This is a genomic window from Rhodococcus sp. MPR-R1B (assembly GCF_058793255.1).
Window position 1 is genome coordinate 18218 of record NZ_JBXAFO010000032.1, and the last position, 25486, is coordinate 43703.

Here is a 25486-nt window from a genome sequence, read left to right on the forward strand (position 1 = left end):
GAGGCCAGTCGGAGGTAGCGGTTAGTACATATCGTCGATGCGGAAATCTGATTCCTCGAGCACCGCGTCGAGCGCCGACTTCGCTGCTATGGCCTCTTCGAGGAAATCTTTCGCAGTCGCGACTTGGCTGCGGAACGCATGGAGTTCGGTGTCGTCCACGGCGTCGAGGAAGTCCGGCAGTTTGCTTCGGACGGCAGCAACGTCGGGTAGGCGTTCGCCGATCGAGTTGATGTCCTGCAGGTGGCGGACGAAGTCTCCGTGCTCCCGGAGCGCAGTCATCGCCGACTTCATGTCCAGGTGAGTGCCGTCGTGGGCCCCTGGCGGTACCGGCGGCAGATTTTCATTGCCTCCGCCCTCGAATGCTGCTGTCGCTGCTCCATTTTGCCCGCCGCCGTGAGCTGGTTGAGGGCCGCTGTCCGGAGAGTAAGAACCGTCGACGTCTTCATCGTTGGAGGTTGCAGGTTTGCGTGGTGAGACTGCTCTCCCCCCGAATTCGCCTTCGCCTTGGATGGAATCGAAGTCGCCTGATGGTGCTTCGGGCGGCACATCGTCGGGGTCCGGTTGTGCTCTCGGTTTACGTCCTGCGTTCTCGTTGATGACGTCGTCGATTACACCGCTGACGTCGTCGGCCGTCGCGTGCTTTCCTCGTGCGATTTGGTCGACTCGGTCGGCGATCTGATCGACCAGATCGCGGTCCCCTGCTCGATCGACGCCTGGCGAGATTTCTCGCAGTGGCCGCTCCGGGATTTCGAGTTCAGTCATGTCGACACCGGTGCGCTCGGCGACCGCCCATGTCAACCAGGCGACACGCGCCATCCGGTGAACGTGCGAGTCCCCGTATGGCGCACCGGTCCGCGGATTGATTAACGATCCGCGGAACTCGCTGAGCAGCATCTCTCGTGGCGTCGGGTACCCCAATGCCTCGTGGGCACGCCGTACGAACAGTTGTCGCATCGTCGACTGAAACGTGTCGGCTGCGTGGATCGCCTTGCTGATCAGCTCGCGCGCTTCATCAGGGCTGCATGGGCCCTCACCGGCGGCCCGTACGTCACCTTCCGCGATATCGAGCCCACCAGCTGCTGCGGCGACGGCCGCGTCGATCTCGTCTGTCATGGACATGATCGTTCCCCGCTACCGTGCTGCAGCGCTTTGGCCGGCGATTGCCGGGTCAGCGCCCTGGTTGTTCTGTCCACGAGTGGCTGTCTGGCGTTCCCGGTTCGCTTCTGCGCGTTCCGGATCGATGCGGGTGACCCATTCGGAGGGCCGGATCCGTTCGGGGTCGCCTGCTGCCCGTTCGAGAGCTGAATGGCGGGCGGACGGAGTGGGCGCGATGTAGAAGCCACGTCGGCCCTTGAGCGCAGGTGTGCCGAGGAGTGTTGCCAGCTCTTGGCGGTAGTAGCTTTCCTGGCTCGTTCCGCGGTGCTTAGGCGGAATATCGACGGTGATGCCGCCGTCCTTGTCTGGGCGCACCGAGAATGAAACACGCGGTGGTCGGCCGGCGAGGAGCTTACGGACTCGGTAGGTGACCTGTTTAGTGTCGTCGAGGTCTACAGGCTTACCGGTGCGCTTGGACTGCTCCAGTGACCGATCCCATTGTGTTGGTTCGGGGATCGGGTTTCCGTTGGTGTCGCGGGGAGGCAATGCGGCGGGCGCTGCCATGCTGGCGCCGCTGCTGGGTCGGGCTTTGTAGGCTTCGGCGAACTCCGCGTTCGCGCTGGCCCTCATCTTCTGAATCTTCCCGTAGGACAGTCGTTCCTGGGCCCCGATCGGTGCGTCGGCGGCGACGTTGTCCGCAACGGTGGGGCCACCTGGCTGCGATTTTCCGGCGTTCCCGGCTTCGTATCGGCGTGCGAGGACGTTGCTGGTTGCCGCGATGTGGCGGCACCAGGATCGTTTGGAGTAGTCCTCGCAGCTGCATTTCAGGCCGCGTCCGCCCGCAGCGGAGTGTGGGGAGAACACTCGACGGCCGTCGAGGTCTTCCCACACTGCGACGGTGCCGGACACTGTGGCGTCTGGATAGCTGGCGCGGACGGGTGGGTTGGCGATGTGTCCGCCGTTGGACGTGCTGAGGACGTCGGCTGCGCGCGCGGTGACGATGGTGCCTTCAACGGGCTCGTTGTTTTCTCCGCGAACCCGGATGGTACGACTTTCGGTGGTGAAAGACTGTCGACGGTGCATCGGCTTCGCGACCTGTCCGCCGTCGTTGCCTTTCGTCTTCGCCAGAAGGGTCCGATAAGCGCTGCTCGCTGCGAGTTCGCGGGCCTTGTATTCCTCGCTTGGGCTACCCGGGACAGGGCAGCGGTGCCCGCTGTTGAGGGATGCGAATTGACCGCAGGAAGGGCACTTTCGCTGTACGAGAGATTCGGCGTAATCGTCTTCGTTCTCGAAACCGTAGTTGTCGAGTTTCGCTCCCCTGATCATGCCGAGATCGTTGATGGCCTGCCCGAATGCTTCATCGCTGTCGAGCATTGCCTGCACGTTCTCTGGAGATACTCGCCGCATGAAGGGTCTCGCTGTCCGCCGTTCACCGGACTTGGTGGTGTAGTCATGTGGGCGTACGACCAGAAGCCCGTTCTCGGGGTTGTAGGAGACGTCTTTGATCCATGACGCGGATCCCCCGCGTGCTTCGAGCTCCTTGTCGAGTCGCTTCTCCTGACGGCTGATCTGGCGTTGTGCGTCGCGCAGCTCCGCATCGTCCATCTCGGGGTTTCCGGCGAGTACTCCGCTGAGGCGCTGTTCATTGGCGGCCCTGAAAGCGGCGACGTCCTCGTACTGGCCGGGAAAGTGGGTATCCATGCCGGCCTGCAGTTCCTTGTCGGAACGCGAGAGCATCTTGCGGATTCGTCCGGCTTCCGCTGTGCGGTTGATGATTTCGGTCTGCTGCTGGAGTGACTTCTTCTTGCTGACGATGTCGCCGTTGGGGCAGGCCGCGCCGAGGTGCCCGAATTGGCCACACTGTTCGCAACGTATCTGTGCGCCTTCGGATTTGGGATCAATGAAGGAGCGCAGTTTGTGCTCGGGGCGGATCGCTGGTCTGGTCTCATGCGAGTGGACAGCGGCAAGTCGGCGTTGTTCCATCTGTCGCATGGTGTCGCGAGCACGACCGGAAATACCCAGGTCGGACTGGTCGCGGGCCGTGATGCCGGCGCCCTTCAGGCTGTTGCGGTAGTCGTCGGTGAGGCTGATGTTCGAGAAGTCACCCTTGCGGTTCATCAGAGTGTTCCACTCGCGTTGAGCTTCTCCCATGCTGATTCCTCGGTGGCGGGCGTTCATTTCGAGGAAATTGTCTTTCGCGGGTCCGATGCGTTCGAGGATTCCACCCATGCGCATGACTGATGCCAGCTGTGCCGGGGTGTTCTGTTGTTCCGGCCCCAACGGCTTACCGTGTTCGTCTTTCCCTGTTTTCAGCCGGTCGAGTTCTTGGTCGATCCGTGTGATGTATCCCGGCTGTCCTCCGCGGCCCGGGGAGACACGGTACTTCGACTCGTCGGAGAACGCAGTGGAGTCGGCGACGTCTTGACGGACGGCCTCCCAGACCTTGATCTGGGTTTGGCGCCACTGTTCGGGGTCTTGTGTGAACTGCCGATTCATGTCTTCGAGTTGGTGTGTGAACTCGTGCTGGGTCGACTGAACCTCGGCGTCGTGGAAGGCGCTTCCGCCCATCTGCCGTTGCAGTGCTTTCGTGAATCCGATGGTGAACGAGCGGCCCTTGTTTTCGCGGCAAACCATGCCGTTACCTCCCTGTGAGGTGGTGGATGTGGAGATCTCCGATAGGTGACATCATGCCGCCTTTGGCGCGAGTGCGCCAGCACCCTGTCCGGCTATAACTGCAGGCCAGGCCCTTGTTTCTGAGACGTGGCGGGTGCTGTGTTGTATGTGTAGTACAGATATCGCAGACACTTCGTGTGCCAGTGAGTACCTCATGAATCATGGTGCGATTGTGCTGGGGATCCTTCGGCCAAACGCGCCTCGTTTGCCGCTTCGACAAGGATCGATTCGGCGCCTCGAAAGAAGTCGTCCGGTTGTTCGGTCGGGGTGACTTTCAGGTGTACGAGTCCTGCGTCACTGAGCGATTCGAGGTAGTCGTCCGGCGTGTCGATACGAAGGATCACCAGGTTGCTCCGGGTCTGAACCTCGACCTCTTCGTCGTGCTCGTCCAGTCGGATGATTGCTGACTCTGGGAAAGGGATCGGCTCCCAGGGTGAGTAGTCACCAGTGTTGACGACAAGGCGTGTGTCAGCTGTCCAGACCCCTCGTTCCACGGTCGTCTGTATGAGGGTGCCGTCGACTCCGTCGATAGAGATCGGTACTTCTTCGATGACACCGGCCGGTGACTGACCATTCGGGTCTCCGGCGGACAGGAGAAGTGCGCGCTGCTCATCAGTCATGACAAGCCAGCTGCCATCGGCATGGGCCTCGTCGTTGATAGCGCTTTGCAGACGGACGCGTTGACCATCCGCATGACGCCGGCGGATCAGCGCCATCTCGTACTTGATGCGAGCTTGCTTGTCCTTGTATGCCATGTGAGCGGCGAACACAGCCAGCTCAGCTTCCGACACAGATTCACCAAGGTCGTCGCCTGGCGGCAAGCCGGCGACTGCTGCGATCTCGTCGACGGGTTCGAGGTCGGACTCGTCGGGTGCAGGGACTGGGTGCAGATCGAGTTCGTCTAGGGCTGCAGTCAGTTCGGCATATCGGTCACCGAGCATCACCGCCAGGACATCATCGACTCGGTCGGCATAGACGCGGACACCTTCGAAAGCTGCGTCGTACAAGAACGGTCGAATCTGACCGACCATCGGGACCAATCGCCCATGTGCTTCGCCGACCGCGTGAACGTGTCCGTCGTCGATGACGAGCGGTCCGCATGTCTTGGTCGGATCCGCGGCCGCAGCGTCCTGGCGACTGATCGGGGTGATGCGGGGTGGTGTGTGAGTCATGGGTGACACCTTCCTGCCGGCGATGCCGGCAACCGTGAGTACAGATCACGGTAGAGGTGGGTGTTCCGGTCATTGATGGCTCACAAACAGCCCCATTCTCAGGCTCGTTCGAGCTCGTCGATCACTGCCTGGGAAACGACGGCGATGAATGATTCCGGTGTCACCGAGGTGAGGACCGTTGTGCGCTCAGGGATCACAGGGGCCGTCACCTTCGCTGAGGGCAGCACCCACAACACGATCGTTCCGGAGTCTCGAAGCAGGTCGATCGCGTTGTCAATGGCTGCGGCGTCGTCGGCCGGCAGCTTCCCGTCCGTCAGAACGACGACGATCCGTGCCCCGGTCCTGTTGAGAATGTCACTGTCTGCGATCACCTCGGTCAGCGCGATGTCGCAGCCGTCGGATCCGGATCCGCTGTCGACGACACGGGGCACCTGGGCGGGGGCCGTTCCGGCCTTGATGACGTCGAAAGTGCCACCGCCGAACCCTCGCACCGTGCAGGTACCGCCGAGTTGATGCACTGCGGACGCTGTCGCCCAGCCCAAAGGTCCGGCGTAGTTCGCCCACCGCGCCATTGTCAGTGACGCGTCGAAGACCATCGCGAAGGTCAACTGCACCCGCGCTCGAGGTGCGATCCTCTGCTGAGTCCATGGCTTCGCGGTCGCTTGCAATCCCAATTGGGTTTGCGCGCTGTAGCGGACCAGTTCCCGGGGGTTGAGGCGACCAGCTGGATACGCCACGGCCACCGAGCGCACACCCGGCGATCGGTAGCTTGCTTCAGACAGCTTGTCGGCGAACAGGTCCCGTGCTGTGCGCTCGGCATCCGTGGGGTCGGAGTAGCTGAGCATTCGACTACGCGGCAATCCGATCCCAGCGGCGTCGAGAGGTTCTTCCACCAGCCCCGACCGGTTTCCAACGATTTCGAGTCCGGTCCCGTTGAAACGCGCTGCGATATCGAGCGCTTCGGCGACAGCGGCCTTGATGGCGGTCTCGATCGGCTCGATGATCTGTTGCACTACTTCGGCTGTGAGGGCCGTGTTTGGAATACCTTCAACTGCAGCGTCGACTGCTGCGCTGAAATCTGCGCCGACTGATTCCCATCGAGCGTGGTCGTGAGCGTCGAGACGCGTTGCCGTACGCCAGATTTTCACACAATTGGCTAACCTGTCGTGCCCGCAATGGTGCACGATCCACTGTTTCGCTCGCCGTATCATCAAGCCCGGCACCACAAGTAAATCCACTCGCGGGAGAACACCGGCGAGTAGGACACGCGCCAACTCCCTCTGAGTCAGCAAAGGTGGCATGGGAGCAAGCATTCCGAGTGCAGCGTGCAGGATGGTGCGCTCTCCGTCCCTCGCTACTGCCAGCTTCGACTCACAAACGATCTGCGCCAGGTCTCGCGCGGCCGCCCATGCCTCGGTTCCTCCGTGCTCGGGGTTCTGCCACCATCCGTCCACTGCGAAGACACTGAGTCGGGAGACGATCAAGCCCGACGCCTCTGGATGCGCCATGCGATGCACCATCGAATCCATGCGTGTATCAGGACTGATAACAGCGCCCATCCGCGCGACGTCGATGAGCAAACGGTTCGGGGAGAAGGCTGACAGCACTGGCGTTTCGAGCAACGCGGTGCCGTCGATGCCGAACAGGTGGACATCGACGGTGGTGTCCACGAGTTCGCGTGAAGCTGCTCGGATGGACTGCACCGTACGAATCCAGATGTCCGGAACTGTGCTCAATATGATCACTCCAATGTCTCGACCGCGGGCATCGTCAACATTGTGTCTGGACCGGTTCCGGTACAGGCAACTGCCGGATCTACTCGGTGGACTGAGAAAGGGCTTCGTGTGATTGTCTACGGGATCTCATACACCACGGACCGATTTGCGCATGAGGTCAAAGAGGCGCATGTCGCCTTCGCTACGGATGCCGGAGTGTATGTGTCCGGTCACGTCGACGACCTGGTGATCGCGAGGACTGAACCGACTGTTGAGGCATTGACCGCTCTCGGGTTCCGGGTGCAGGAAGCCGCGGAGAAGGCTGCAGCTGATGCTGAACGGAATGTGCCCGGCGGTGTTCCGTACCAGCCGATGATCACCTCGATGCCAGGAGACAGCGACGCGATCCCCGATGACAACGCCCAAGCCTGGCATGCGATCGCGCTGCGTCTGGCTGACCGATACGCGGGAATGGGCGGCCAATACGGCAGCGTCGAGGAATTCGTGGAAAAGGCCCAATGGGCCAGAAGGGAAGTTGAACAGAACTCGGAAGGCCCCACCACCCCCACCTTTGTCGACGGCTACATCCCTCGCAGCGTTGACGGCGTCCACACTGACATTGAGATCTTGCGGCAAGCCCGCACATACGGGATGCACGTCATCCAATCCGGTCCGCCGGGGACCGGGAAGTCAACGTCAGCGACCGCTGCGCACGGCGACCATCTCCTTACCATCGCCTGCTACGACGGAATGACTTTCCAAGACTTGGTCGGGCAGTACCTCCCAGTGCCTGGCGAGGCAGGCGTGTTCCGGTACGTCGACGGCGCTCTGGTGACAGCGATGCTCACTGGCCGACCACTATTGCTCGATGATTTCGGGTGGATGCCGTCGGGCGTGCAGGCCACGCTGCTCCCTGTTCTCGATCACCGACGGACCTTGACGGTGCTCGACCGCCCCGACGAGCAGGTTATTACGGCGGCAGAAGGATTCTGCGTGATCATCAACCTCAATCCCGGTATCGGGTTCGGGGTGACCAGCCCAATCCGGGACAGGTCGGCGTTTGAACTGCACGTACCTGTGGACCTCAAGGCCGCCTCGAAACTCGATATTCCCGCAGGGTTCATCGAGGTGGCTCAGCATCTGCACACTCTGGCTGACGGCGAAGCCGCCAATGGCATTCGCCGTTGGGTTCCGTCGATGCGATCTCTGATCAAAGCGCGTGATCTCACGATGGTGTTCGATGAGCATTTCGCTGCGTGCGCAATGTTGGGCGAATGCCCGGATGGGGAACAGCGGATGAAGTTGCAGTCTCTGCTCACGACAGAACTCGGACTGGGTATTGATGTCCCTGAACCGTTGCAGGCACGGTCACTCTAAGAAAGCCGGCAGGGCGCTGCAGGGAATGCTCCCCGCAGCGCCCCGAGGTGCATCGAAGAGTCCGCGATCCGTGGCCGGGCCTCACACCGACCACGTGCGACTACAACGAGCCACGACCGACGACGCGGAGGGTTTGCGTCGATCTGTCGTGCGCACCAGCACCGAAAGGTGCCATCGTGCTGCAACACCATCGTAGGGCAGTCGGCGTCGGTGTCGCACGATCTCTGGTTCGTACGACCGCTTGAATCTGGTGTCGGTGTTCGTTTGGCTCGGCGGGGCCCAAGCCGTGATGAGCCGTCTAAAGGAGCGTTACATCCTTTTGAAGTGAGGACTAAGGTCCTAGTACTTTTTGATGAGACATCTAGCCCAATTGATGAGTGGGCACTCCCTTCAGAATTAGACGCAGAAAAGCGGTCGGGCCCGCCAGTTTCCTGGCTGGGCCCGACCGCTTCACTTCTACCTGCAATAACACTCGTATTCGGCGTGCCGAGTACGTGGCTAGATGCAGTTGGCGTTTGCCGCCGCGGTGCGCATCTCCGATGTCTCGAAAACCTAGCCGAACAAAATTGGGTTTGCAAGCCAACAAATCTACAACTTATGTGCTTAAACCTTGCATTAAATCTACGTCGAATTATGCCGTCACCCAACAATTTTAGAATTCACCCCACCACCCTGACGACGCCCGCGGCCAAAGATGGGCGATTCCGGTTGGGATAAGTTGGCCCGCAAGGTAAAGTTTCGGCGGTGACCAGCCCTGAGAAGCGATTCGGAGACATCGTCGCCAAGCGACGGTCAGCTCTCGGGCTCAATCGCAAGCAAGTGCAGCAGAACGGTGGCCCCTCCGACACCAAACTCGCAGCGATCGAATCAGGCGACTCGGACGCCCGAATGCACAGCTCAACGCTTGAAAAGCTCGACACCGCACTGCAATGGGTGCCAGGCAGCGCATCGCGAGCACTCAGCGGCGGTGAGCCAACACCGCTCTCCTCCCAAGGGGAAGCCTTACGTTTTGGCCCCAACGAGGTCGCGGTGCCGATCGTCGATCTCACGTCCCTGATACGTGCCACGGACACACTCAACATGGCGCTACTCGATCTCGACTCCCCTTCGGACGACGTCAAGAGTTCCTTCGCGGAGCTCTCCGCCGTCGTTTCCAGACTCACCCTGATCAAAGTCATCGACTTGTTCGAGCGGAACGCGGGCCCCGATCATCCACCGCCGCCGAATCTGGATCTCATCTTCGGCACTCATCTCAACCAACCCGCGGAACGACAAGGTGCAGATCCGACAGATCTCGAAGACCGCCTGTACCTACGCTGGTTGGCCCATCGCCGCGTCAACATAGATGCAGCCACCGAACATCGGTTCCGGCAACGGTGGTTCGATCACCAACCACTACAACCATCGAACATCAGCCAGCCGTTCACATCAGAGAGCGGTGGAGAATGAGCGCCATGAGTCTATCCGCGCGAGTGCAGAAGCTGTTCGACGCAGCCAATTCGGCTGGACGTACCGACACAGCAGAATCGGTCGCAGCCGCAGTTGGCGCCGCGCTGAGCCGAACCCTCAGCAGGGCAGACATACAGGCGTTGCTCGACGGTGCAGACACACCAGACAACGAAGTCCTGGCCACCGTCGCTGCCCACTTCGAGGCGCCGGCCTCCTATCTGACCGGCACTCCCGAGGAACAGGCCGACTACGACGCACAGCTGGACTTCTACTTCAGTTTGACCACCAGCCAGCTCTCCACCATTGCGCTACGCGCGCGCAACGCGAACATGCCGTCTGCGGCGGTCAACGCGTTGACCAATCTGATCAACGAAACTCACGAAAAGTACGGCGACCCTAACGGCCAAGTCTCGTAGACATGGATGCTCTCGAAGACGCTCCCACCCCCGAGGAGCTTGCCCGCAGGGCGCTCGCAACCCTCCCCTTCTCGCGGCCGTGGTCAATCGAATCGTTCATCGCCGAGCTCGGGCTTCGCATCAACCGCCTGATCATCGTCGAGGATCTTCCGATCGATCTTCACAGTGAGATCACCGGGCTCTGGATACCCGCCAAACGACGGGACGTGATCTACGTCCGACATGACGCCGAAGGCAAATACCGCGAGCACATCATCTGCCATGAACTCGCACACATCGTCATGGCTCATCAGAAGAGCAACAAACAGGACTTCCTCGAGTACCTACGCACGAATATTCGCCGGGTCTCACCGCAGCTGCCGGACTACATGATCCACCGACTTGCGTTGTCACAGGTCTGCTTCACCCGTTCCACCCACACACTCCACCCGGTCGAAGTAGAGGCTGAGGAGCTGGCGACACTGATCATGGCTAAGGCCGACGAGATGCGTGCCCCCTCTACCCAGACGATCTGCCGGAGACGCAGAAGAACCTCCTCCTACGTCTCGCAGGGATGATGGGTTGGCAAGTGCAGTGACTCTTTACAACTTCGCAGGCACACTCGTCCCGATCGCGCTCTTGACGTTTGTCGCGTTCAGAATCCCGATGTGGAAACGGAACCCGGACAGTCGGCCCCTCACAAAAGTGTTGGCCGCCCTCGGTTTAGGTCAAGCCGCGCGCATCCCCGTACTCTCCGACGACTACGTCGATGTTTGGCTTCACGACCTGACAGGTATCTGGAACATTCCGGACGCCACTGCGGTTCTGCTCGGAACTTTCGCCTTCTGCTGCATCGGCGAAGCCGTGGCAACTGTCGTTCAAAGCCCGTCATTCAACAAGACACGCCACCGACTGTTCACAGCAACTATGGTCACCGTTGCCGGCGTCGGGTTCCTGCTGTCGCCAGCGACTGACACGCCGACGAACTTCGTCTCGCGTGATTTCCCGCCCACTGGACCACTTTTGCTCTACTGGGGCGCGTATCTGGGGACATTGCTTTACGCGTTGGTGTTCGCGCTGTACTACCTCTTCGGGTTGCTCAGGGAACGCAGAGTGCGCAGCGGGCCGCTCGGTCGAATAGTGGCCGTTCTCGCCGCAGCATGTTCTCTCGGGTTTCTCTACGGGATCAACAAATTGCTGTATCTAGTTCTCCAAGCCGCTGGCGTCGAGAACTGGTACACCGATCATGCCCAGACGATCACATTGGTACTTGTCCTTGGCCCGATGATCATCGCGGGCTACGCACTTCTCGTGTTTGCGACCGCGATACTTCCGGACCGGTTGCGGCGCTATCAAGCGATCCGCGCCTACAGCGCGGAATACGAAAAGATCGTTGCCACAGGAACAAACATGCTCATCCCACGCGACGCGGCCGTGTACAGCACCCGCCGCGCCGCGTGGAAAGGCAGCCGAACACCTGTTGCTACGCACCGCATGATGGTTGTGTTGTCCGACGCTGCGAAGGGCCCAGTCTCGGCGTAGTCGAGTTGTCAGTTACTCGGCGCGAATTGCATGGACAAGCCAGGTAACCGGCCCGAACTGTGCCTCGTCGTAAGGAACGTCACGGCCGATTGTCGCTCCGAATTCCTTGATCGTGGTTTGGTCCGCGATCACCCACCCGCGTGCTCCTACCCACGCAACCGGGTCTGCGACATGCGATTTGAATCCGATGCCCGCCGCTGTCGCCATCCCGGCAAGTTCCTTGGTCTGCTCTTCGGCGATCATTCCGGGCGCAAACGAGACGAACAGCAACTCGGATCCAGGCGCGCTTACCGCGGACAGTTCATCGAGAATCTGATCGTTCTGCTCGTCGGTGAGGTACATCAGAATGCCCTCCAAAACCCACACTGTCGGAACGTCGGCGTCGAATCCCGCTGCGGTCAGTTGTTTTACCCAATCGCCGGTCAGATCTGCGGGGACCACTGAGCGCGGGCCTGTCGCCTTCGCATTGGACTGTTCGAGAACCGGTTCTTTGAATGCGAAGACGTTCTCCAAGTCAACCTCGAAGAACGCGACGTCGTCGGGTAGGCCCAGGCGGTATGCCCTTGTGTCGAGGCCGGCCGCGGGCAGCACGACCTGGCGGGCACCTCGTGACACTGCAGCTTCGATTCGGTCGTCCAGGTAGCGGGTACGCGCCGCAACCGATTCGTATACGCGACTGGTGATGACGTGCTCGAGCTTGGCTTGTCCGACTGGCAGCCCTGATGCCTCCACGAGCGCGGATGCCAGCGGATCTTCGAACAGGGCATCGTCGCGAGTCGATTCAAGAGCCCGGAAGTGCGCGATCAGAACCGACGTTGAGGAGACATCTCCGGTTGCGTTGAATGCACTCATGTGTAGTGTGCCTGAGCCTTTCGTATGTTTTGGTCGTGAGCGCCATTCGCGCGGCACCCTCTTCCGTGAGCGAACTATTCGGCAGGGTACGAGAGATCAGCTGGCATCGCGAAGGCGACACCGGCCGGCCATCTCAGTGAGTAGCCGTCGAGATGCGGTCGTAGTCCTCGTGTGGCGCTGCCACCTGCACATCCGATCCTGCCGTCGAATCGATCTGACGGTTTCGCCACAACATTGCCGCACCACCGAGCAACGCGATCACGCCGACTGCACCTAACCCCATGGGCGCGTACTGAGTTCCCCACACGATCAGCCTCTTGTATCGGACGGCTTGTGCAAGCTGCTCGGACTTCGTCTGCGCATCCAACGCCGGGGCCATCTCCACAATCGTCACCGACTCCGGATCGTCCGCCGTGCGGGCGTAGTACTGCCGCGCGTACTGATTGCCGGCAACGATTGCCCCGGTGACGGGCTCAACCCACAAGTCCCTCTTCGCGGTGTAGAAGCGGTGCATCAGCACCTGCGCGTCCGGATCACCGGACAGCCCCCACACGGACGCGGGGAGGGTGAGTTTGCCTCCAGTGTCCATGGGGTCGATCGTGTGGGAGAAGTGGAAGACCTCGGTGCCGTCGATCTGGGTCGTTTCGACGAAGTCGATCGGATACGTTTCGCGGGCCAACGTGTCGAAATATGGGTAGGACTGCTTCTGCAGGTGGAAGGGGAACTTGAAGTTGACGCCTTCCGCGACGACTTCCTCTCCCGGTTTGTCTGCGTATCTCTGGATGGTCGCCGGCGGATCCTGGACCGGCATTGCTGTTGCCCTGTCCACAGTGACGCGATAGACGTTTGCGCTGACAACAGCAGCGTCGCCTTCGCGGTCGTCACGAGTTACTTTCTGTGTCGACTGGATCGTCACGATGTCGGAATTCGAAGGTTCCTCGCCCGTGACGTATTGCTGGACTGTCACAGCCACGCCGGAGTTGATCACCACTTTCCCGGTGTCGATCGCGCCCATATCCAACAGGGTCGCGTTGTTGTCTGTGGCCACGGTGGGCGCATCGATCGACAGCGGCGTTTTCACGAGTTTCGGTGCAGCATAGGTCGGAATCAGCACGGCCACGGTAGTGAAACCAGCTCCCAATCCGATCAAACCAAGAGCAGCAGCACGCTTCGTTCTAACAGTTGCCATTTCACTTGCCTCCCCCAACGGATCTTGAGCGTCTCGATCGTCATGTGCAGATCCGCGCCGGGCAAGCCTATCGAGGCCACGATTCGCGAACATCTGCGACCTTCTCCCGCGCGGAACCTGCGATCGAATCCGCATTCCGATGCTGCGGCGGAGGACGATCACTCCGCCGCAGCATCGTGGCTAGCTGGCGAGCGGGAGAAGTTCCGTAACGCCCAATGGATTGCGATTCAGCTGGTGCACCGTTGTCGCATAGTCGAGAACCTCGTCGGTGTGCGAGATCAGGATTGGCGCTGCGAACAGATCGCTTATGGTTTCTACGATCGCCCGACGACCTTCGTCATCGAGATACTGGGTGATCTCGTCGCCGAATATCTGATCGGGCAACCCGCCGTCTGTGACCTGCATCGAGATTCCCAATCGGAAGGCAAGCCCGGCCCGCGCTTTTTCGCCTCCGGAGAGCAGTTTCGTCTTGCGGAGTCGGCCATCGGCAAGTTCCACGCAGGGAACAAAATCTGTACCGAGGTGGAAGGCGACGTGTTCTCCACCGAAACGTTGCAGCAGTTCTGTCGCGGCTTCCGAAATCTGTTGGGTGCATTCGGCGAGCAAGTCTGACCGCAGAGCGGTGAGAGCATCCGCAACTCCGCGTGCGACTTCGGCGACCCGTAGCGCTTCGCACTTGCGTGCCCACTGATCGCGGGCGATATCTGCTTCGTTCGCCACCTGCGCAAGTCCGGTGCGCGCGCTCGAGAGCACTGCCCATGCCTCGCTCACGGTCCTCTCTGCTTCGTCGAGCCGGGTCCGTGCATCGCTGGCTGCCGTTTCGGCCGCGTGAACGATCTGTGGATCCGGGGCGTCGACAATTGCGGATTCTGCGTTGTCGACTGCGCCGTTCGCTGCCTGAAGATCGTGGGCTGCTTTGTGCTCGTCGATGAGCAGCCGGTGTTCTGCCCGTAGCTCTGTCGATCGGCTGTCTACGGTGCCGTGGACGACCCGTGCGGCCTGTAGGCAGGATTGGACGTTCGTGCGGTCCGTCAGTTCCGGGGCTATGTCGTTGTCCAGGCTGGCAAGCAGTTCTACCAGTGCATCGAGCTTCTCGGTTTCGTTCTGGAAAGCTGCTTCGCCGCGTTCTCGAACCTGTTCGGCATGGTGTTCGGCTTGTTCAGCGCCGGTGAGTTCTTGTCGTGCTGAGGCAACCTGAGCGTCGATCTCCCTTCGCTTTCCGGCTAGTGCAGCAGCCTGTTCCACCGCTTTCGCTTCGGCCGACTGCGCGGCGGTTAGTTTCGCCTCCAAGTCGGTGATGAGCGCATCGAGATCGTTGATCGATTGACGGCACGTCGGGCAATGGGCTTGGCCAATCGACTGGCGCAACGTGTGCAGCGACTTCGTGAGCGTTACCGCATCCTTGCGGGCGGCGGCCTCGTCTCCATTTGCAGTGCGTATCGAATCGACAACTGCAGCTAGTTCAGTATCTGCCCGTTCCAGTCGTGATTGGGCGGCGACGACATCGAAACTGTCAGCTGCCTTCTGTGCCCGTGCAGTGTCAGTGATGGCTACAGCAACTGCCTCTGCTGCGCCAGCAAGACTCGCGCCTGCTTCCGTGATCCTGCGCAACGAAGTCTGTAGCCCGGTGATCCTGTGCTGCAGCTGATCCGGATCTACGCCAGTGAGGTTTCGATCCGTGACAGTTACGTGTAGTCGTTCCCATCGATCTCGAGCGTTGTCCGCGAGTGCTTTGGCTGCGACTACGGCGTCACGAGACTGTTGTGCGCTTCGCTCCGCGGTTCGCAACTCGTGTGCCCTTGCGTTGCATTCTTCCCAGTCTCTGCGCGCCCGCTTTGCCTTCGCGTCCGCTGCACCATGAGCAGCTTCGGCCTCACCGAACACCTTGCCGGCCTCCATCTCAAGCTCCTCGGCAGTGGTCACTGCCTCCGGCGATCCCACCGTGCCGTCGGCGACCGCCTGTTTGTCGTTCGCGGACTTGCGTGCCTGTTCACGGAGTTTGGTTACCTGCGATACACCGGTGTGTTCTTCGACGAGTGCGGTTACTTCGGTGGGCGTGGCCGTGGCCAGGGCGTCGACCTCGCCTTGCGCGATCATGTTCGCGCCGCGAAATGCACGGCCTGACATACCCAGAATCTTGGTGACCTCACTCGTCATCAATGTCGGACTCATGCCTTCGATCTCGACACCGTTGCGCCACATGCGGGCACTGGTCTTCTCCACTGGCTTGCCGCCACGATTACCTCTGCGCATCTCTCGCACGGTTCGGTAGGTGTCCTGTCCGTGGCGCCAGGTCACGTCTGCTCCGGCCAATTCCTTGTCGTCGGCTTTGTCATGCCGGAGGTCGATCAGGTCGATACCCGGACCGGGGTCTCCGTACAGTGCGAATCCGAGGGCTCCGAGGAAGGACGACTTTCCGGAGCCAGGAGGGCCAATCAGTGCGTGAATTCCGTTGGTATCGAAGTCGATCTGCAAGTCTTTAATCGATCGGTAGTTATAGATATGTCCGCTGGTGATCTGCATGGTCTACGTCCTCGTCTTGTCCGCGTGCGGGTGGAGCGAATTTGATAGACCGAACCTAAAAGTGGGCGGTCAGGCGTGCGGCACGCCTCGTGATCGGGGTTGGTTGACTCTTGTCAGGCTGATTCTTCGGCAGGGGCCAGCTCGGCCAGTGCACGATGCGCATGGGCGATGACGGGGGTTCGGATGTCTTCGGCCATTGCCCTGAGCATCGCGCCGAGCCTGCCTTCGTCGGTGCGGTCGGTAAAGGCTTGGGCTAGATCAACTGTTCGGCGCCGGTGGTCGCTGCCAGTTCGGGTTTCTGGTTCGGTTGCCAGGCGTAGACCACCGTCACCGGGTAGCGGGTGTTCCCACGCGAACGCCCAGTAGGCGGCGCGGCCGGCGGCTGCCGCCCACTCCCCTGCCAGTGCACGCAGGCCATGTCGCTGCCCGCAGGTTGTGTACGAAATCTTCTGCCGGAGAATGTATCCTCCGTCGCCACTGATCTCGGCGGATTCATCATCCCACCAGTCGCTTTCGGCGAGGCGTTCTCGAATGATCGTGTTGATCTGTTCGATCGTCTTTCCACGTGCGTCTATCGTGTCGAAATCGATCTGGGGACGACGCCACACGTACTGAGGGGTGACGGTGACCCTGCCGTCGGTGGTCAGTTCGAGCAACAGCCAACCTCGCGCGCATATCTCGTCAGAGAATCCTCGTCCGATGAGCGAACCCGTCATCCAGACTTGCCCGCGTTCGCGTCCGTCATCCGGTCCGAAACCGGGGATCGGACCCGGGGTGTGGTAGTCCGACAGGATGCTCTGATCCCAGCCTCGGTTGACCCATTCCTCCGGGATCACTCGCTCGGCGCCGTGGCGGTCATCTGCACCGAACAATCGCCCATCCGCAGAGAAAATACCGTGCGACACAAGGATGTTTACCCCACCTTCGATCGGTTGTGGGTCGACGATGATGCCGCGTTCTGGTAGTCGCGGATCCAGTCCGTTGTGTGAGACAACATGCAAGTAGAACGGCACATCGGGGATCGGTTGGTGCACTTCGTAGTAGCCGGGCTGCGGGCCGATCAGGTCGTCTACTGCTCGTCCCGGATCGGGAAAAACCGCCAAACGACCCAGGTCGGGTTGGTGCAGCAACGCGGCTGCCGAGACCGAAGTCCCGGCGCCGGCGTCATGGTTGCCGGTGTTGACGACAGCGGGGATACCTGCAGCGATTCGCAGGGCGTCGACGCGGCGTTCCTCGTTCACTGCCCGCACCGATGGGTGGTGCACATGGAATCCGTCGCCCCCGTTGATCTGGCAGTCCACCCCTTTGCTGATCATGTCGCGCTGTACCAGTTCGTAGGTGACGTATCCGTCAACTTCGCGGATGTTCGGGCCGGCGGGATGTTTTCGGGCCATTCCACGCATCCCGTATCCGGCATGTGCGCACCCGAAGAATCCAGCTTTCAGAATCACGTCGTTGGTCATGCGCACAGTCTCGCGGTGGGGTTGTATGTGTGCGGCACGCTCGTCGAGGGAGCAACCCGGCGGTGGCTCACGGTCCGTCTGCGCAGTTCGGGGCAGGATTTCGCTGGTCATCGTTGTCGCCGGACAGCGTTGTCACCCATTGGTGCGTCTCGGTGGGGCCGGGTAGTTACGCCCAGACTGGTTCTATCTACCGGTGACGTTCGCGTCTCGATTTATGAATCGGTTGGGGCAGAGGGCCCGATCGTCTGCCCCGTCGTGCTCGACCAGTTCGGGGCGCGTATTTCTGGCATTCTGCGGCTGCTGTTGATGGGATTGGGCTATCGGGGATCAGTTCTGGCCGCTGGTATGCCTGTTTCGTAGCCCACATCTCGTGGTGAAATCTCGGGCTTGATACCGCAACACACCCGCCGGACGTGCTATTTTTTCCTTATCGGAGATGTTGTACACGCTTGAACTCGTTTCGGGCACCATTTGGAGGGACCATGTCATCCACAGTTTTGCCTACCTCTACGCCAGGCCAGATCCGGCCGGCCGGCGTCAACGCGGGATCTTCCGCCCCTTCCTCTCAGCGGAACGTCGCCAGCGAGCTTGAGCGTCTGCGTGCTCGGCACGCATTGCAGGTCGCTCATCGCCGTCGCACTGGTCGACCCATCGCTTCTCCTGCTACCAACAGGGCTACGCAGGACGCGTGGAGACAGGCAGCGACTCGTGTGTCGAAAACTCTCCTGTGCCAAGATGATCCGGATTCCTTCATGCTTCCAGATCCCCCGAGTCTCGCTGCAAGCACCGAGGAACGGGTCCCCGCCGCCACCTTCGCGGAATTGGCTGCAGAACGTCGGTTTGTCAAAGCCCGTATCCGAGTGGCGAAGTCAGCGATCGCGGCCTGCCACGAATGCCCGCTTCTGCAGCAGTGCCGACGCGAGGTCCTTGAGGAGGTGAAGTTGGGTAGGCAACCGACGAACACCGTGGTCGCTGCCACCGCATGGAACTCGCGAGGCTTGCCCGACATGCACATCCATGATCCAGGAAGCAACGCTGAACTCGAACACCACACCCTCGATGTCCTCGCTGGAACCAAGCTGTACCGAAATATTCCCGACATCAGTTGGATTCCAGCGGATCTCGATCCGGTACCTACCATCGACGAACATCTCGTCAGTGATGTACTGCATCGCTACAAGTCCGAGGCAGCACTCAAAGAGCTTCCTAAGCGGTTCGTCACGCAGTCCCTTCTCGACCGGAAGCCAAAGGTTTCGGCTGACGGCCGAGCTGTGATCACTTACGGTGAGGAGCGCGAGATCGTTCGTCGCGCGGTCAAACAGCAGATGGTTCCGAATACGTTGGCTACGATCCTCGGTTGCGGATGGGATCGGGCTGCAGATCTGTTGTGCGCGTACGGCGGTGAAGTGCAGGACTACACCCCTGGCCCGCAGGCCGCTCGCCATCGCGATCTTTTCGCAGCCCGCGAGCGCGACACAGCGGCACGCAAGCAGCGGATCAGGGATGCGCAGGCCGCAATGAACTCTACTGGCAGTCACCGCATGTCTGCCTGATTTAGAACCGAAAAGCGGTCCACGCCATTGGCGTGGACCGCTTTTCGTCGATCAAAGGTCAAGACGGGAGAATTCCGCGCGCCTCGTCGATGATCGCCTGAGCGCTATCGAGCTGCTCGTCCGCCTCCTTGCGGGCCTCGCTCTGAGGGAGACTCGTCAGCAGCCCCTTCAATTCGGTGACCGCGGCGTCAGCAGCCTTGAGATCATCCTCGTTCGGTGATCCCTTGCTCATCGCGGCTAGCGACTTCGCGTGCTCTTTCAGCGACTCCTGGAGCGGTTTGACTGCGTTCTGCAGCAGTTTGCCCGTACTCGCATCCTTGAACACCTCCTTCTCGCTGTCGTCGAGCACCAGCAGTGTCTGCGTCCTTATTTGCGCCACAGCGCATCTCCTTAATGTGAGGCGGAACAACGTGTGCGGTCAGTGTAGAAAGCCCGGTTCCGGTGATCGTGGTGCCCGAGACAATCAGAACGGCGGGGGGTCGTCATCTAGGCGGTTCGTCCATGTACTTGTGGTGTTGTGGGCAAGAGAATTCCGGTCACGGCGTTGAGGCCGTCCTGCGAGCGCATCTGCCACTGAGGCGACACCGGTTGCGCTGGCGCGACCATCCACAACTGCTCGGCGCCGAGCGTGCACCTCCATCGCTGGATCGTCGTACCCTGGTCTCGACGGCAAGTGGGTGAGTCTGCCGCCCGTATCCCCAGCGGGGAGATGCTGGGAGAACTCGCGCCGAATCCTGGTTATCCACGCGTCATTCCAGTTCAGCCACGCCATCGGGTCGGTGACACTTTCCAAGAACACTGGGTTCGCGCCGAACGACAGACCTGTCACTGCGCCACCCACGCACATCCAGGTGTAGCGACCTGTCGCCTCTGGCGGTGGTGCGGCCCGGTACAGCGCCAGGTGGGAGTCGGAGACCCTGCCGGCCATGCGTTTGATGTCGGATTGGTCGTGAAGTCCGTATCCAACTAAGAGCACCGCGAGTTGGCGCCAAATGTCGTCGCGTAGGCCTGTCGCGGATTGCAGGATGAATGCGAATCCGATGCCGAACTTTCGCACATCACGGCAGTCGCCTGCGAACTGGTTCGAGAGCGACACCAATGCGTCTGGTTGCGTGCTATCGGCAGGTCCCGCGTATTGCCATGCTTCGTCGACGACGACCTGCACGTTCAAGCTTCCGCCAGCCGTGAACTGCTGTTGGCCTGCCAGTTTGAGCGTGTTGAGCAATTGCGACATGATGCGGGCTTTCACCTCCGCGGAGTCCAACAGCCGAGTCGCCGCCATTACGTCGCCCGTTGTATCGGCATCGTTGCCGTCGAGGTTCAGTTGTGACAGGTCGGCGGAAAGGTCAAGCACCAGCCAGGGCGCAGGTTGTCCTGCTTTCGGGGCCATGACCTGCCTCATCAATCCCCAGGCGTCACGCCGACGATCCGTGGCCCCGAGCGATTCTGGATCCGCGCCGGCCGCGATCTTCATGGCACCGGTGGGGGAGTACGGCGACCACAGAGAGTGCAGGGCGGAAAATACAGCCAGCAGTTGCTGAAACTTTTGATGCCCAGAGGGGTCGAGCGCTCCGGGCGGAAGTCGATCGAGGATGTGTTCGGCGATCGGTTCGCCCTCGGAGTCGGAAGTGGGTCGATAGATGGTGCGCGCCACGCGATTCTGTTGCTCGGTTCCCGCGTAGATTGTGCCGGCGGGAAGAATCCCGTGGAGGCTGTCGAGGAGGTATGTCATTACCGCCTCTGGTGCCGATTCGGTCCAATCATCAGTCCCGCAAGCTGCTTTGAGCGCTTTCTTGTCCTGCAGTGCCGCGTGCAGCATGTCGCGGGCTTGAGCGACGTTCTCGTCTGCACCTGCACCGAAGGCAAGGTTCCGAAACCATTTCGATTCCTCGAGGAGCCGTAAGAAGAGTGGCGCGTCCTTTCGGAGTCGCAACGATTGAGACAATCGGGCCACGAAAACGGAGCGGCCGCAGGCTGTTGCGAGGCCTTGCAGCGAAAACGGCAGTCCGTGTTCTGTTGCCCACTGCCCCTGCGGGTCCAGGATGATCTGTCCCATCCCTGGCCAGCGAAGTTGTGATGCGAGCACGTATTCGAAGCAGACGGACTTTCCGGATCCTGTTGCACCGAGAACGGCCAGATGCCGAGATCCGCGGGGACCGGAGAAGTCCGGCAATGTGAACGGGATTCGGACGGAAGAGCCGCGCAGAGTCCCGATGTATGCCGGCTGATCGGTATCTGCCATCAGTTCGTCTGCGGTCTGTTGGTCCAAGAGCGCGACTGGAGTGCCTGTCGCCGGCGAATTTGACAACACCGCAGCGTGTTTCCGCCACTTTCCATCCCAGTTCCGGAAGACCGCTTCGACCTTGATGGTGACAGCGCGGGTGTCTCCGCTGTCACCTGACTGGTGTTCGATGGCGCCGTTCGTCGCTACGTGCATAGCTTCTCGTGCGTTGGCGGTGTGCACAGGATTGATCGTTTCGACTTTCGTGACCGTCCCAAGCGCCAACTCCTCGGAGCCGTTGTCGAAGACGATCGTGAAGGCAAGCATCGATCCGAGTAGCGCGAGGTGGTAGGAGCGACTGCTCAGATTGAGGACCGCCGAATCGCATGTTGAGGGTGAGCCGATAACGGCAAGGCCACCAATGTCCACAGTTCCTCATTTCGGTTCGTTGGTGCGGTGAGAGCGACGGTATCTGCGGCGATTGCCCTGTGCGGCACCTGTCTTCTGTGTAGGCGGGGCCGCCGAAAGCCACTGGCGCTGTTGCCGGAAAGTGAGAAAACAACAGGTTATTGAGGTGTGGAGTGGTGTTTGACCCTGCACTCAGCAGGTGTGTCCGCGTCAAGGGGAGGAGCACCGGAACCGCCCAGTTTACGATTTCCATCGTCGGAGAAACTCACACATCCCGTAGGGGCTCAGGCCCATGCGTGAACGTAGTTGGACTGCACCAATGTCCTGCTACGCAGCAGAAAGGAGCAGGGCGCTACTGCGCCCGACGAAGCGAATGGGCAAATCAAAGGGAAACCACCGGCGGGTCACTAACCGCCAACGCACGATCGCCACGGCCGCGACAGTGAGCGTGCTTGCTCTCGCAGCTCTCCCCACCGGGGTGGCTTACGCGGCCCCCCAGGGTGGCGTGACCACTCCCGGTGCCGGCGGCGAGCAGGGAACCCAGACGCAGAACAACGGTGGTGGACAGGCCGGTGTTTCGACGCCGAAACCAAATCCGGCACCGACACCACCGGAAGAGCGCACCTATTGGGTTCCGCCGTCACAGCAGGCACAGCAGGCACCGTCACGCCCGATCCCGACGACCAGTCCTGATGCGGACTACTCACCCCCGTTGCAGCAGCAAACGTTCCGGCCGCCGACCGCAGTTCCCACAGTCGCACCAATCGAAGCCCCTGTCGACGAAAAGGGTGAGCAACTGCTCCGCGCCGGTGACCGCATTGCGAAGAAACCGAATTGGATGACCGATCAGGTCCTCGACACGACGAACTACACACTCGCGGGTTGGGAATCGGATGCGTCCGGGTTCTGGCGTTCCGTTGGTGTCGACGACAACCGCTCTGATCGAGTTGCCGCGTCGATGGTCTCCGGAGCAGCGGTCGGCGCCGTCGTCACTGCAGTGCCGTTCGCAATCGCAGGAGGCGCTCTCGGCGGCCCGGTGGGTGTTCCCTTCGGCGCCGCTGTTACACAGGCAATTCTGCCATTCGCCCCCGGTATCGCGGCCGTTCCGGGTGCCACAGTGGGCTACACAGCGGGCGCTGCAGGTGGTGCTGCATTGGGCGGTGCAATCGGCCTCGTAGTCGGCGGCGTCGGTGGGGCGATCACTGGCGGGCTCATCGGTGGTGGCGAGGCCACCGATGACGAACTCGTCCTTACCGAGCTTCCTCAGCTGCCGGATCCGGACCCTGTCCAGATCACGAAGGACGTGTCGAACTCGGCTCAAGGCCTTGCGAGCACCCCGGCCGGTGCGGGCGTCGTTCAGGCAATTGCCGATGCTCCGGCGAATTTCGAGCACGCCAACGAGCAGTTCCGGCAGACAGTCGTCAACGTCGCGGGACAGCCTGCGCTGGACGTGATCGACCAGGCGGCTACGGCGCATGCCGAGGCTGTTGCGCCGATCAACGCAATGCTGACGCCATTCACTGACCGCATCAATACTGCGGTCGGCGCTGCTCAGCAGGGCATTGATCAGGTCATCGCTCCGTAGTCGAACCACGATTTCATCACATCCTGCCGGGGAGGGCGCTGAGGCCCAGCACCCTCCCCGGCCCGATCGGTATCGGTAGGTAATCTGCATGAACGACTGGGACACTCGGGGATCAACAGACGACGACTATCTCGATCCGCAGCTCGGCAGCGACGTCGACGACAGTACGTCCGGTCCGCTCCCCTCTCCGCACACGGAGCCAGTGACATTCACCGCACCCACTCACGCTGAGCTTTTCGACTCCAACACCGCCGAGTCCGAATCATCAGGGCCATATGTTCCCCCGCCGAACAAATCCTTGTACCAGCGAGCTCCACGCAAGCCCCGTGTCGATCCGCCGGTATCCGCCGGTATCCGCCAGGGCACGCTGCCGTCCAAGCTCCGCGACCGCAAGACTGCAGTAATTGTGGGATCTCTGGTTGTTGCCGCGCTCGCTGTTGTGGGCGCTGGAACTTTCGCTCTCACAAATGCTTTTCCGCAAGACAGCACTCCCTTGGCGGAGGCCTTCCCCGAGACGAGCAGCGAGGTTGCCACCATCCCTCCAGCACCGTCCACGACGCCCCCACCCACCGCTGTCACACCGCCCTTCTGCACCGATCCGAGCCCGGGGGACATCGTTGCGGTGACTAATAGCGTCGGCGACAGAGCAACCGGACCAGGCACGATCGCCGCATTCGAATACCACTATTACGTGGATCGCGATGGGACGAAGGTGGCATCTACTTACGACCCTTCCTTGCAGATGGATCCGGCAGGCATTCAGCCCTACATCGACAAGATTGCCTCTGATACCTTGCACTGCACCACAATTGAGCCTACTGATTCACCGGACAAATATCGGGTGTCCGTCGCGTTGAAGCCTTCGAACTCGATGCGAATTGAGCAGGTCGACCCGATGCTGATTTCTGTGGCCCCCGGTCCGGGCGGATGGATGATCACCCAGATCGTGCCGGCCTGACAGGAGAATTGTCAGGTCCGGTAGTGCCGGATCCCGGCAGGATGCGTCTCACTGAATGTTCTCGATGCTGCGCCCATCAATTGTGTAATCAATGATGTCACTTCTCGTTTGGCGAAGGTGTCGGCCTGGTGTTGAGGGAACGGCTCGATCACTCGGGTTCCGATGATCGTCTCACTGACTTTGGCGCACAAGTCGGCCGCCACGGAGTCCGCGACATCGTCAATGTCGGCATCGTCGACGTCGGCCGAGAGCGTGTACTCGATCTTTACGGCTCGCAATGGCATTCCTCGGGGAAGAACGTAAGTAACGAAGACGGGTAGCTCTTCACGCCAGTGACCTAGTAATTCATCGATTACGTGTGCCCACTCTCGCACCGGTTTCGGGGCATCGGCCGTCGCCTTCGCTGTCACTCGCAGTGCTTCATCGGCTCGGCGAGGTCGTAGGTACTCCCCCGATTGCAATACTGAGGTGGCCGCGATGCGGTCGCGCTGCATGTTCAACCAAGCCCCACTGCCCTCACCGAGTTGCGCCGCCCACAACTTGCAATAGCCAGATGCTGTGTCTTGCTTAGGAAGCGCTCGCAGACGTCCTTGCAGTCCGTAGTGGACGTAGTCACCTATCAGGGTGTCGGTGTTGCAGTCGGCCAATGTTGCACAGACCAACTCCGCAGTCGTCGGATCGGAGGTCAAGAGCCCTGTGGCGATCGAAATCAGTGGGGTGGCCAGCGACCCGTCCATCCAAACGACGTGACTTCGATCGGCGGTGTCAAGGGCTGCGGCGAGCTCACACAATGCCATCAACATCGACCGCGCCCGATCGGTTTCCGACGAAACTGGCATGACCATCGTCGCGGGGACACTCGAACGGAGATCACTGCTGACTCCAACGGCGGCGATCCACGTCAGGGCATCAGTTTGCTCGTGCGCTACACCTCCGTCTACGCACACAAGATCGGGTTCGTTCGCAGGTCCACGCGTGGGTGCAATGCGAATGGCCTGCGTTCGTTGTAGGTGCGATAGCAAATCACTGTGCTGCTGTTGTGGGTCGATCGCTGCCAGTAGTTGGCTGGCTGTATCGAGCACCGTGTCGAATTGCATAGGCCTCCTCACTCAAGATGATCGTGCACAGCCAGCGTATGAGGCTCAACTACGCAGAGCGGCAGCATCGGACGCCATCCCGAAATGAACTCTGACGTGCGCTGATGCGCTGCGGAGGAACCACGAAGACCAGTGACCGCTCTGTTACCCTGCATGTATCGGAGAAGCAGCATGGGACAGCTATCGAATAATCAACTCCTGATTCAAGTCGGCTGGCCC

Annotated in this window: 19 protein-coding genes; 8 read left to right on the forward strand and 11 right to left on the reverse strand. The window is 60.9% G+C overall.

The genetic code is table 11. The features are described from left to right. Positions 1–21: 21 nt before the first annotated feature. From AC1Q61_RS28615 to AC1Q61_RS28630, 4 genes are all read right to left on the reverse strand, one after another. Positions 22–1119 (reverse strand): hypothetical protein, encoded by a 1098-nt coding sequence (locus AC1Q61_RS28615; RefSeq protein ID WP_064112200.1) that lies wholly within the window; start codon positions 1117–1119, stop codon positions 22–24. 12 nt (positions 1120–1131) lie between these two features. After that, the gene (locus tag AC1Q61_RS28620; RefSeq protein ID WP_075835716.1) at positions 1132–3729 is read right to left on the reverse strand and encodes a hypothetical protein; all 2598 of its coding nucleotides are present in this window, start codon (positions 3727–3729) and stop codon (positions 1132–1134) included. Between the two features lie 191 nt (positions 3730–3920). Beyond that, the gene (locus AC1Q61_RS28625) at positions 3921–4940 is read right to left on the reverse strand and encodes a hypothetical protein (protein ID WP_064112199.1); all 1020 of its coding nucleotides are present in this window, start codon (positions 4938–4940) and stop codon (positions 3921–3923) included. A 98-nt stretch (positions 4941–5038) separates the two neighbouring features. Beyond that, entirely contained in the window at positions 5039–6676 is a 1638-nt protein-coding gene (locus tag AC1Q61_RS28630) for a hypothetical protein (RefSeq protein ID WP_157127662.1), read from the reverse strand. A gap of 201 nt (positions 6677–6877) precedes the next feature. Here AC1Q61_RS28630 and AC1Q61_RS28635 point away from each other — a divergent pair, with 201 nt between their 5' ends. From AC1Q61_RS28635 to AC1Q61_RS28655, 5 genes are all read left to right on the forward strand, one after another. Further along, on the forward strand, positions 6878–8032 hold the full coding sequence (locus AC1Q61_RS28635) for an AAA family ATPase (RefSeq protein WP_492654912.1): 1155 nt from the start codon (positions 6878–6880) through the stop codon (positions 8030–8032). Positions 8033–8776: 744 nt separating this feature from the next. Further along, a complete protein-coding gene (locus AC1Q61_RS28640) occupies positions 8777–9481 on the forward strand; it encodes a hypothetical protein (protein ID WP_052959768.1) in 705 nt (234 codons plus the stop codon). Between the two features lie 5 nt (positions 9482–9486). After that, a complete protein-coding gene (locus tag AC1Q61_RS28645; protein WP_058228294.1) occupies positions 9487–9897 on the forward strand; it encodes a hypothetical protein in 411 nt (136 codons plus the stop codon). A gap of 2 nt (positions 9898–9899) precedes the next feature. Then, the gene (locus AC1Q61_RS28650; RefSeq protein WP_492654913.1) at positions 9900–10454 is read left to right on the forward strand and encodes a hypothetical protein; all 555 of its coding nucleotides are present in this window, start codon (positions 9900–9902) and stop codon (positions 10452–10454) included. Between the two features lie 16 nt (positions 10455–10470). After that, complete coding sequence (locus AC1Q61_RS28655) at positions 10471–11418, forward strand: hypothetical protein (RefSeq protein ID WP_047269096.1); 948 nt, start codon at positions 10471–10473, stop codon at positions 11416–11418. A 12-nt stretch (positions 11419–11430) separates the two neighbouring features. Here AC1Q61_RS28655 and AC1Q61_RS28660 read toward each other — a convergent pair whose 3' ends face one another. From AC1Q61_RS28660 to AC1Q61_RS28675, 4 genes are all read right to left on the reverse strand, one after another. Continuing rightward, complete coding sequence (locus tag AC1Q61_RS28660) at positions 11431–12270, reverse strand: class I SAM-dependent methyltransferase (protein WP_052959769.1); 840 nt, start codon at positions 12268–12270, stop codon at positions 11431–11433. 133 nt (positions 12271–12403) lie between these two features. Then, positions 12404–13459, reverse strand: coding sequence for a cell envelope lipid trafficking protein PgfA (pgfA, locus tag AC1Q61_RS28665; RefSeq protein ID WP_064112197.1), 1056 nt, complete (start codon positions 13457–13459; stop codon positions 12404–12406). Positions 13460–13639: 180 nt separating this feature from the next. Continuing rightward, positions 13640–15982: an AAA family ATPase gene (locus AC1Q61_RS28670; RefSeq protein ID WP_064112196.1), complete on the reverse strand. Its 2343-nt coding sequence runs from the start codon at positions 15980–15982 to the stop codon at positions 13640–13642. Between the two features lie 113 nt (positions 15983–16095). Then, positions 16096–17445 carry a hypothetical protein gene (locus AC1Q61_RS28675; protein WP_198174643.1) on the reverse strand — a complete coding sequence of 450 codons (1350 nt, stop codon included), beginning with the start codon at positions 17443–17445 and terminating at the stop codon, positions 16096–16098. A gap of 752 nt (positions 17446–18197) precedes the next feature. Here AC1Q61_RS28675 and AC1Q61_RS28680 point away from each other — a divergent pair. Then, positions 18198–18998, forward strand: coding sequence for a hypothetical protein (locus tag AC1Q61_RS28680; RefSeq protein WP_047269099.1), 801 nt, complete (start codon positions 18198–18200; stop codon positions 18996–18998). Positions 18999–19056: 58 nt separating this feature from the next. Here AC1Q61_RS28680 and AC1Q61_RS28685 read toward each other — a convergent pair whose 3' ends face one another. Then, positions 19057–19377: a hypothetical protein gene (locus AC1Q61_RS28685; RefSeq protein ID WP_047269100.1), complete on the reverse strand. Its 321-nt coding sequence runs from the start codon at positions 19375–19377 to the stop codon at positions 19057–19059. A gap of 84 nt (positions 19378–19461) precedes the next feature. Beyond that, positions 19462–21648 (reverse strand): helicase HerA domain-containing protein, encoded by a 2187-nt coding sequence (locus AC1Q61_RS28690; protein WP_075835708.1) that lies wholly within the window; start codon positions 21646–21648, stop codon positions 19462–19464. Between the two features lie 352 nt (positions 21649–22000). Here AC1Q61_RS28690 and AC1Q61_RS28695 point away from each other — a divergent pair, with 352 nt between their 5' ends. After that, on the forward strand, positions 22001–23212 hold the full coding sequence (locus tag AC1Q61_RS28695; RefSeq protein WP_052959771.1) for a hypothetical protein: 1212 nt from the start codon (positions 22001–22003) through the stop codon (positions 23210–23212). Between the two features lie 88 nt (positions 23213–23300). Further along, positions 23301–24170 (forward strand): DUF8176 domain-containing protein, encoded by an 870-nt coding sequence (locus tag AC1Q61_RS28700; protein WP_064112193.1) that lies wholly within the window; start codon positions 23301–23303, stop codon positions 24168–24170. An 11-nt stretch (positions 24171–24181) separates the two neighbouring features. Here the strand turns inward: AC1Q61_RS28700 and AC1Q61_RS28705 are convergent, their stop codons facing one another. Beyond that, positions 24182–25267, reverse strand: coding sequence for a hypothetical protein (locus tag AC1Q61_RS28705; RefSeq protein WP_047269103.1), 1086 nt, complete (start codon positions 25265–25267; stop codon positions 24182–24184). Positions 25268–25486: the final 219 nt, after the last annotated feature.

Excerpts from the sequence above, each read along its gene's own strand:
- AC1Q61_RS28615 (WP_064112200.1), bottom strand. The coding sequence starts at position 1,119 with ATGTCCATGACAGACGAGATCGACGCGGCCGTCGCCGCAGCAGCTGGT.
- AC1Q61_RS28620 (WP_075835716.1), bottom strand. The coding sequence starts at position 3,729 with ATGGTTTGCCGCGAAAACAAGGGCCGCTCGTTCACCATCGGATTCACG.
- AC1Q61_RS28625 (WP_064112199.1), bottom strand. The coding sequence starts at position 4,940 with ATGACTCACACACCACCCCGCATCACCCCGATCAGTCGCCAGGACGCT.
- AC1Q61_RS28645 (WP_058228294.1), top strand. The coding sequence starts at position 9,487 with ATGAGTCTATCCGCGCGAGTGCAGAAGCTGTTCGACGCAGCCAATTCG.
- AC1Q61_RS28650 (WP_492654913.1), top strand. The coding sequence starts at position 9,900 with ATGGATGCTCTCGAAGACGCTCCCACCCCCGAGGAGCTTGCCCGCAGG.
- AC1Q61_RS28660 (WP_052959769.1), bottom strand. The coding sequence starts at position 12,270 with ATGAGTGCATTCAACGCAACCGGAGATGTCTCCTCAACGTCGGTTCTG.
- pgfA (WP_064112197.1), bottom strand. The coding sequence starts at position 13,459 with ATGGCAACTGTTAGAACGAAGCGTGCTGCTGCTCTTGGTTTGATCGGA.
- AC1Q61_RS28670 (WP_064112196.1), bottom strand. The coding sequence starts at position 15,982 with ATGCAGATCACCAGCGGACATATCTATAACTACCGATCGATTAAAGAC.
- AC1Q61_RS28675 (WP_198174643.1), bottom strand. The coding sequence starts at position 17,445 with ATGACCAACGACGTGATTCTGAAAGCTGGATTCTTCGGGTGCGCACAT.
- AC1Q61_RS28680 (WP_047269099.1), top strand. The coding sequence starts at position 18,198 with ATGCTTCCAGATCCCCCGAGTCTCGCTGCAAGCACCGAGGAACGGGTC.
- AC1Q61_RS28695 (WP_052959771.1), top strand. The coding sequence starts at position 22,001 with ATGGGCAAATCAAAGGGAAACCACCGGCGGGTCACTAACCGCCAACGC.
- AC1Q61_RS28700 (WP_064112193.1), top strand. The coding sequence starts at position 23,301 with ATGAACGACTGGGACACTCGGGGATCAACAGACGACGACTATCTCGAT.
- AC1Q61_RS28705 (WP_047269103.1), bottom strand. The coding sequence starts at position 25,267 with ATGCAATTCGACACGGTGCTCGATACAGCCAGCCAACTACTGGCAGCG.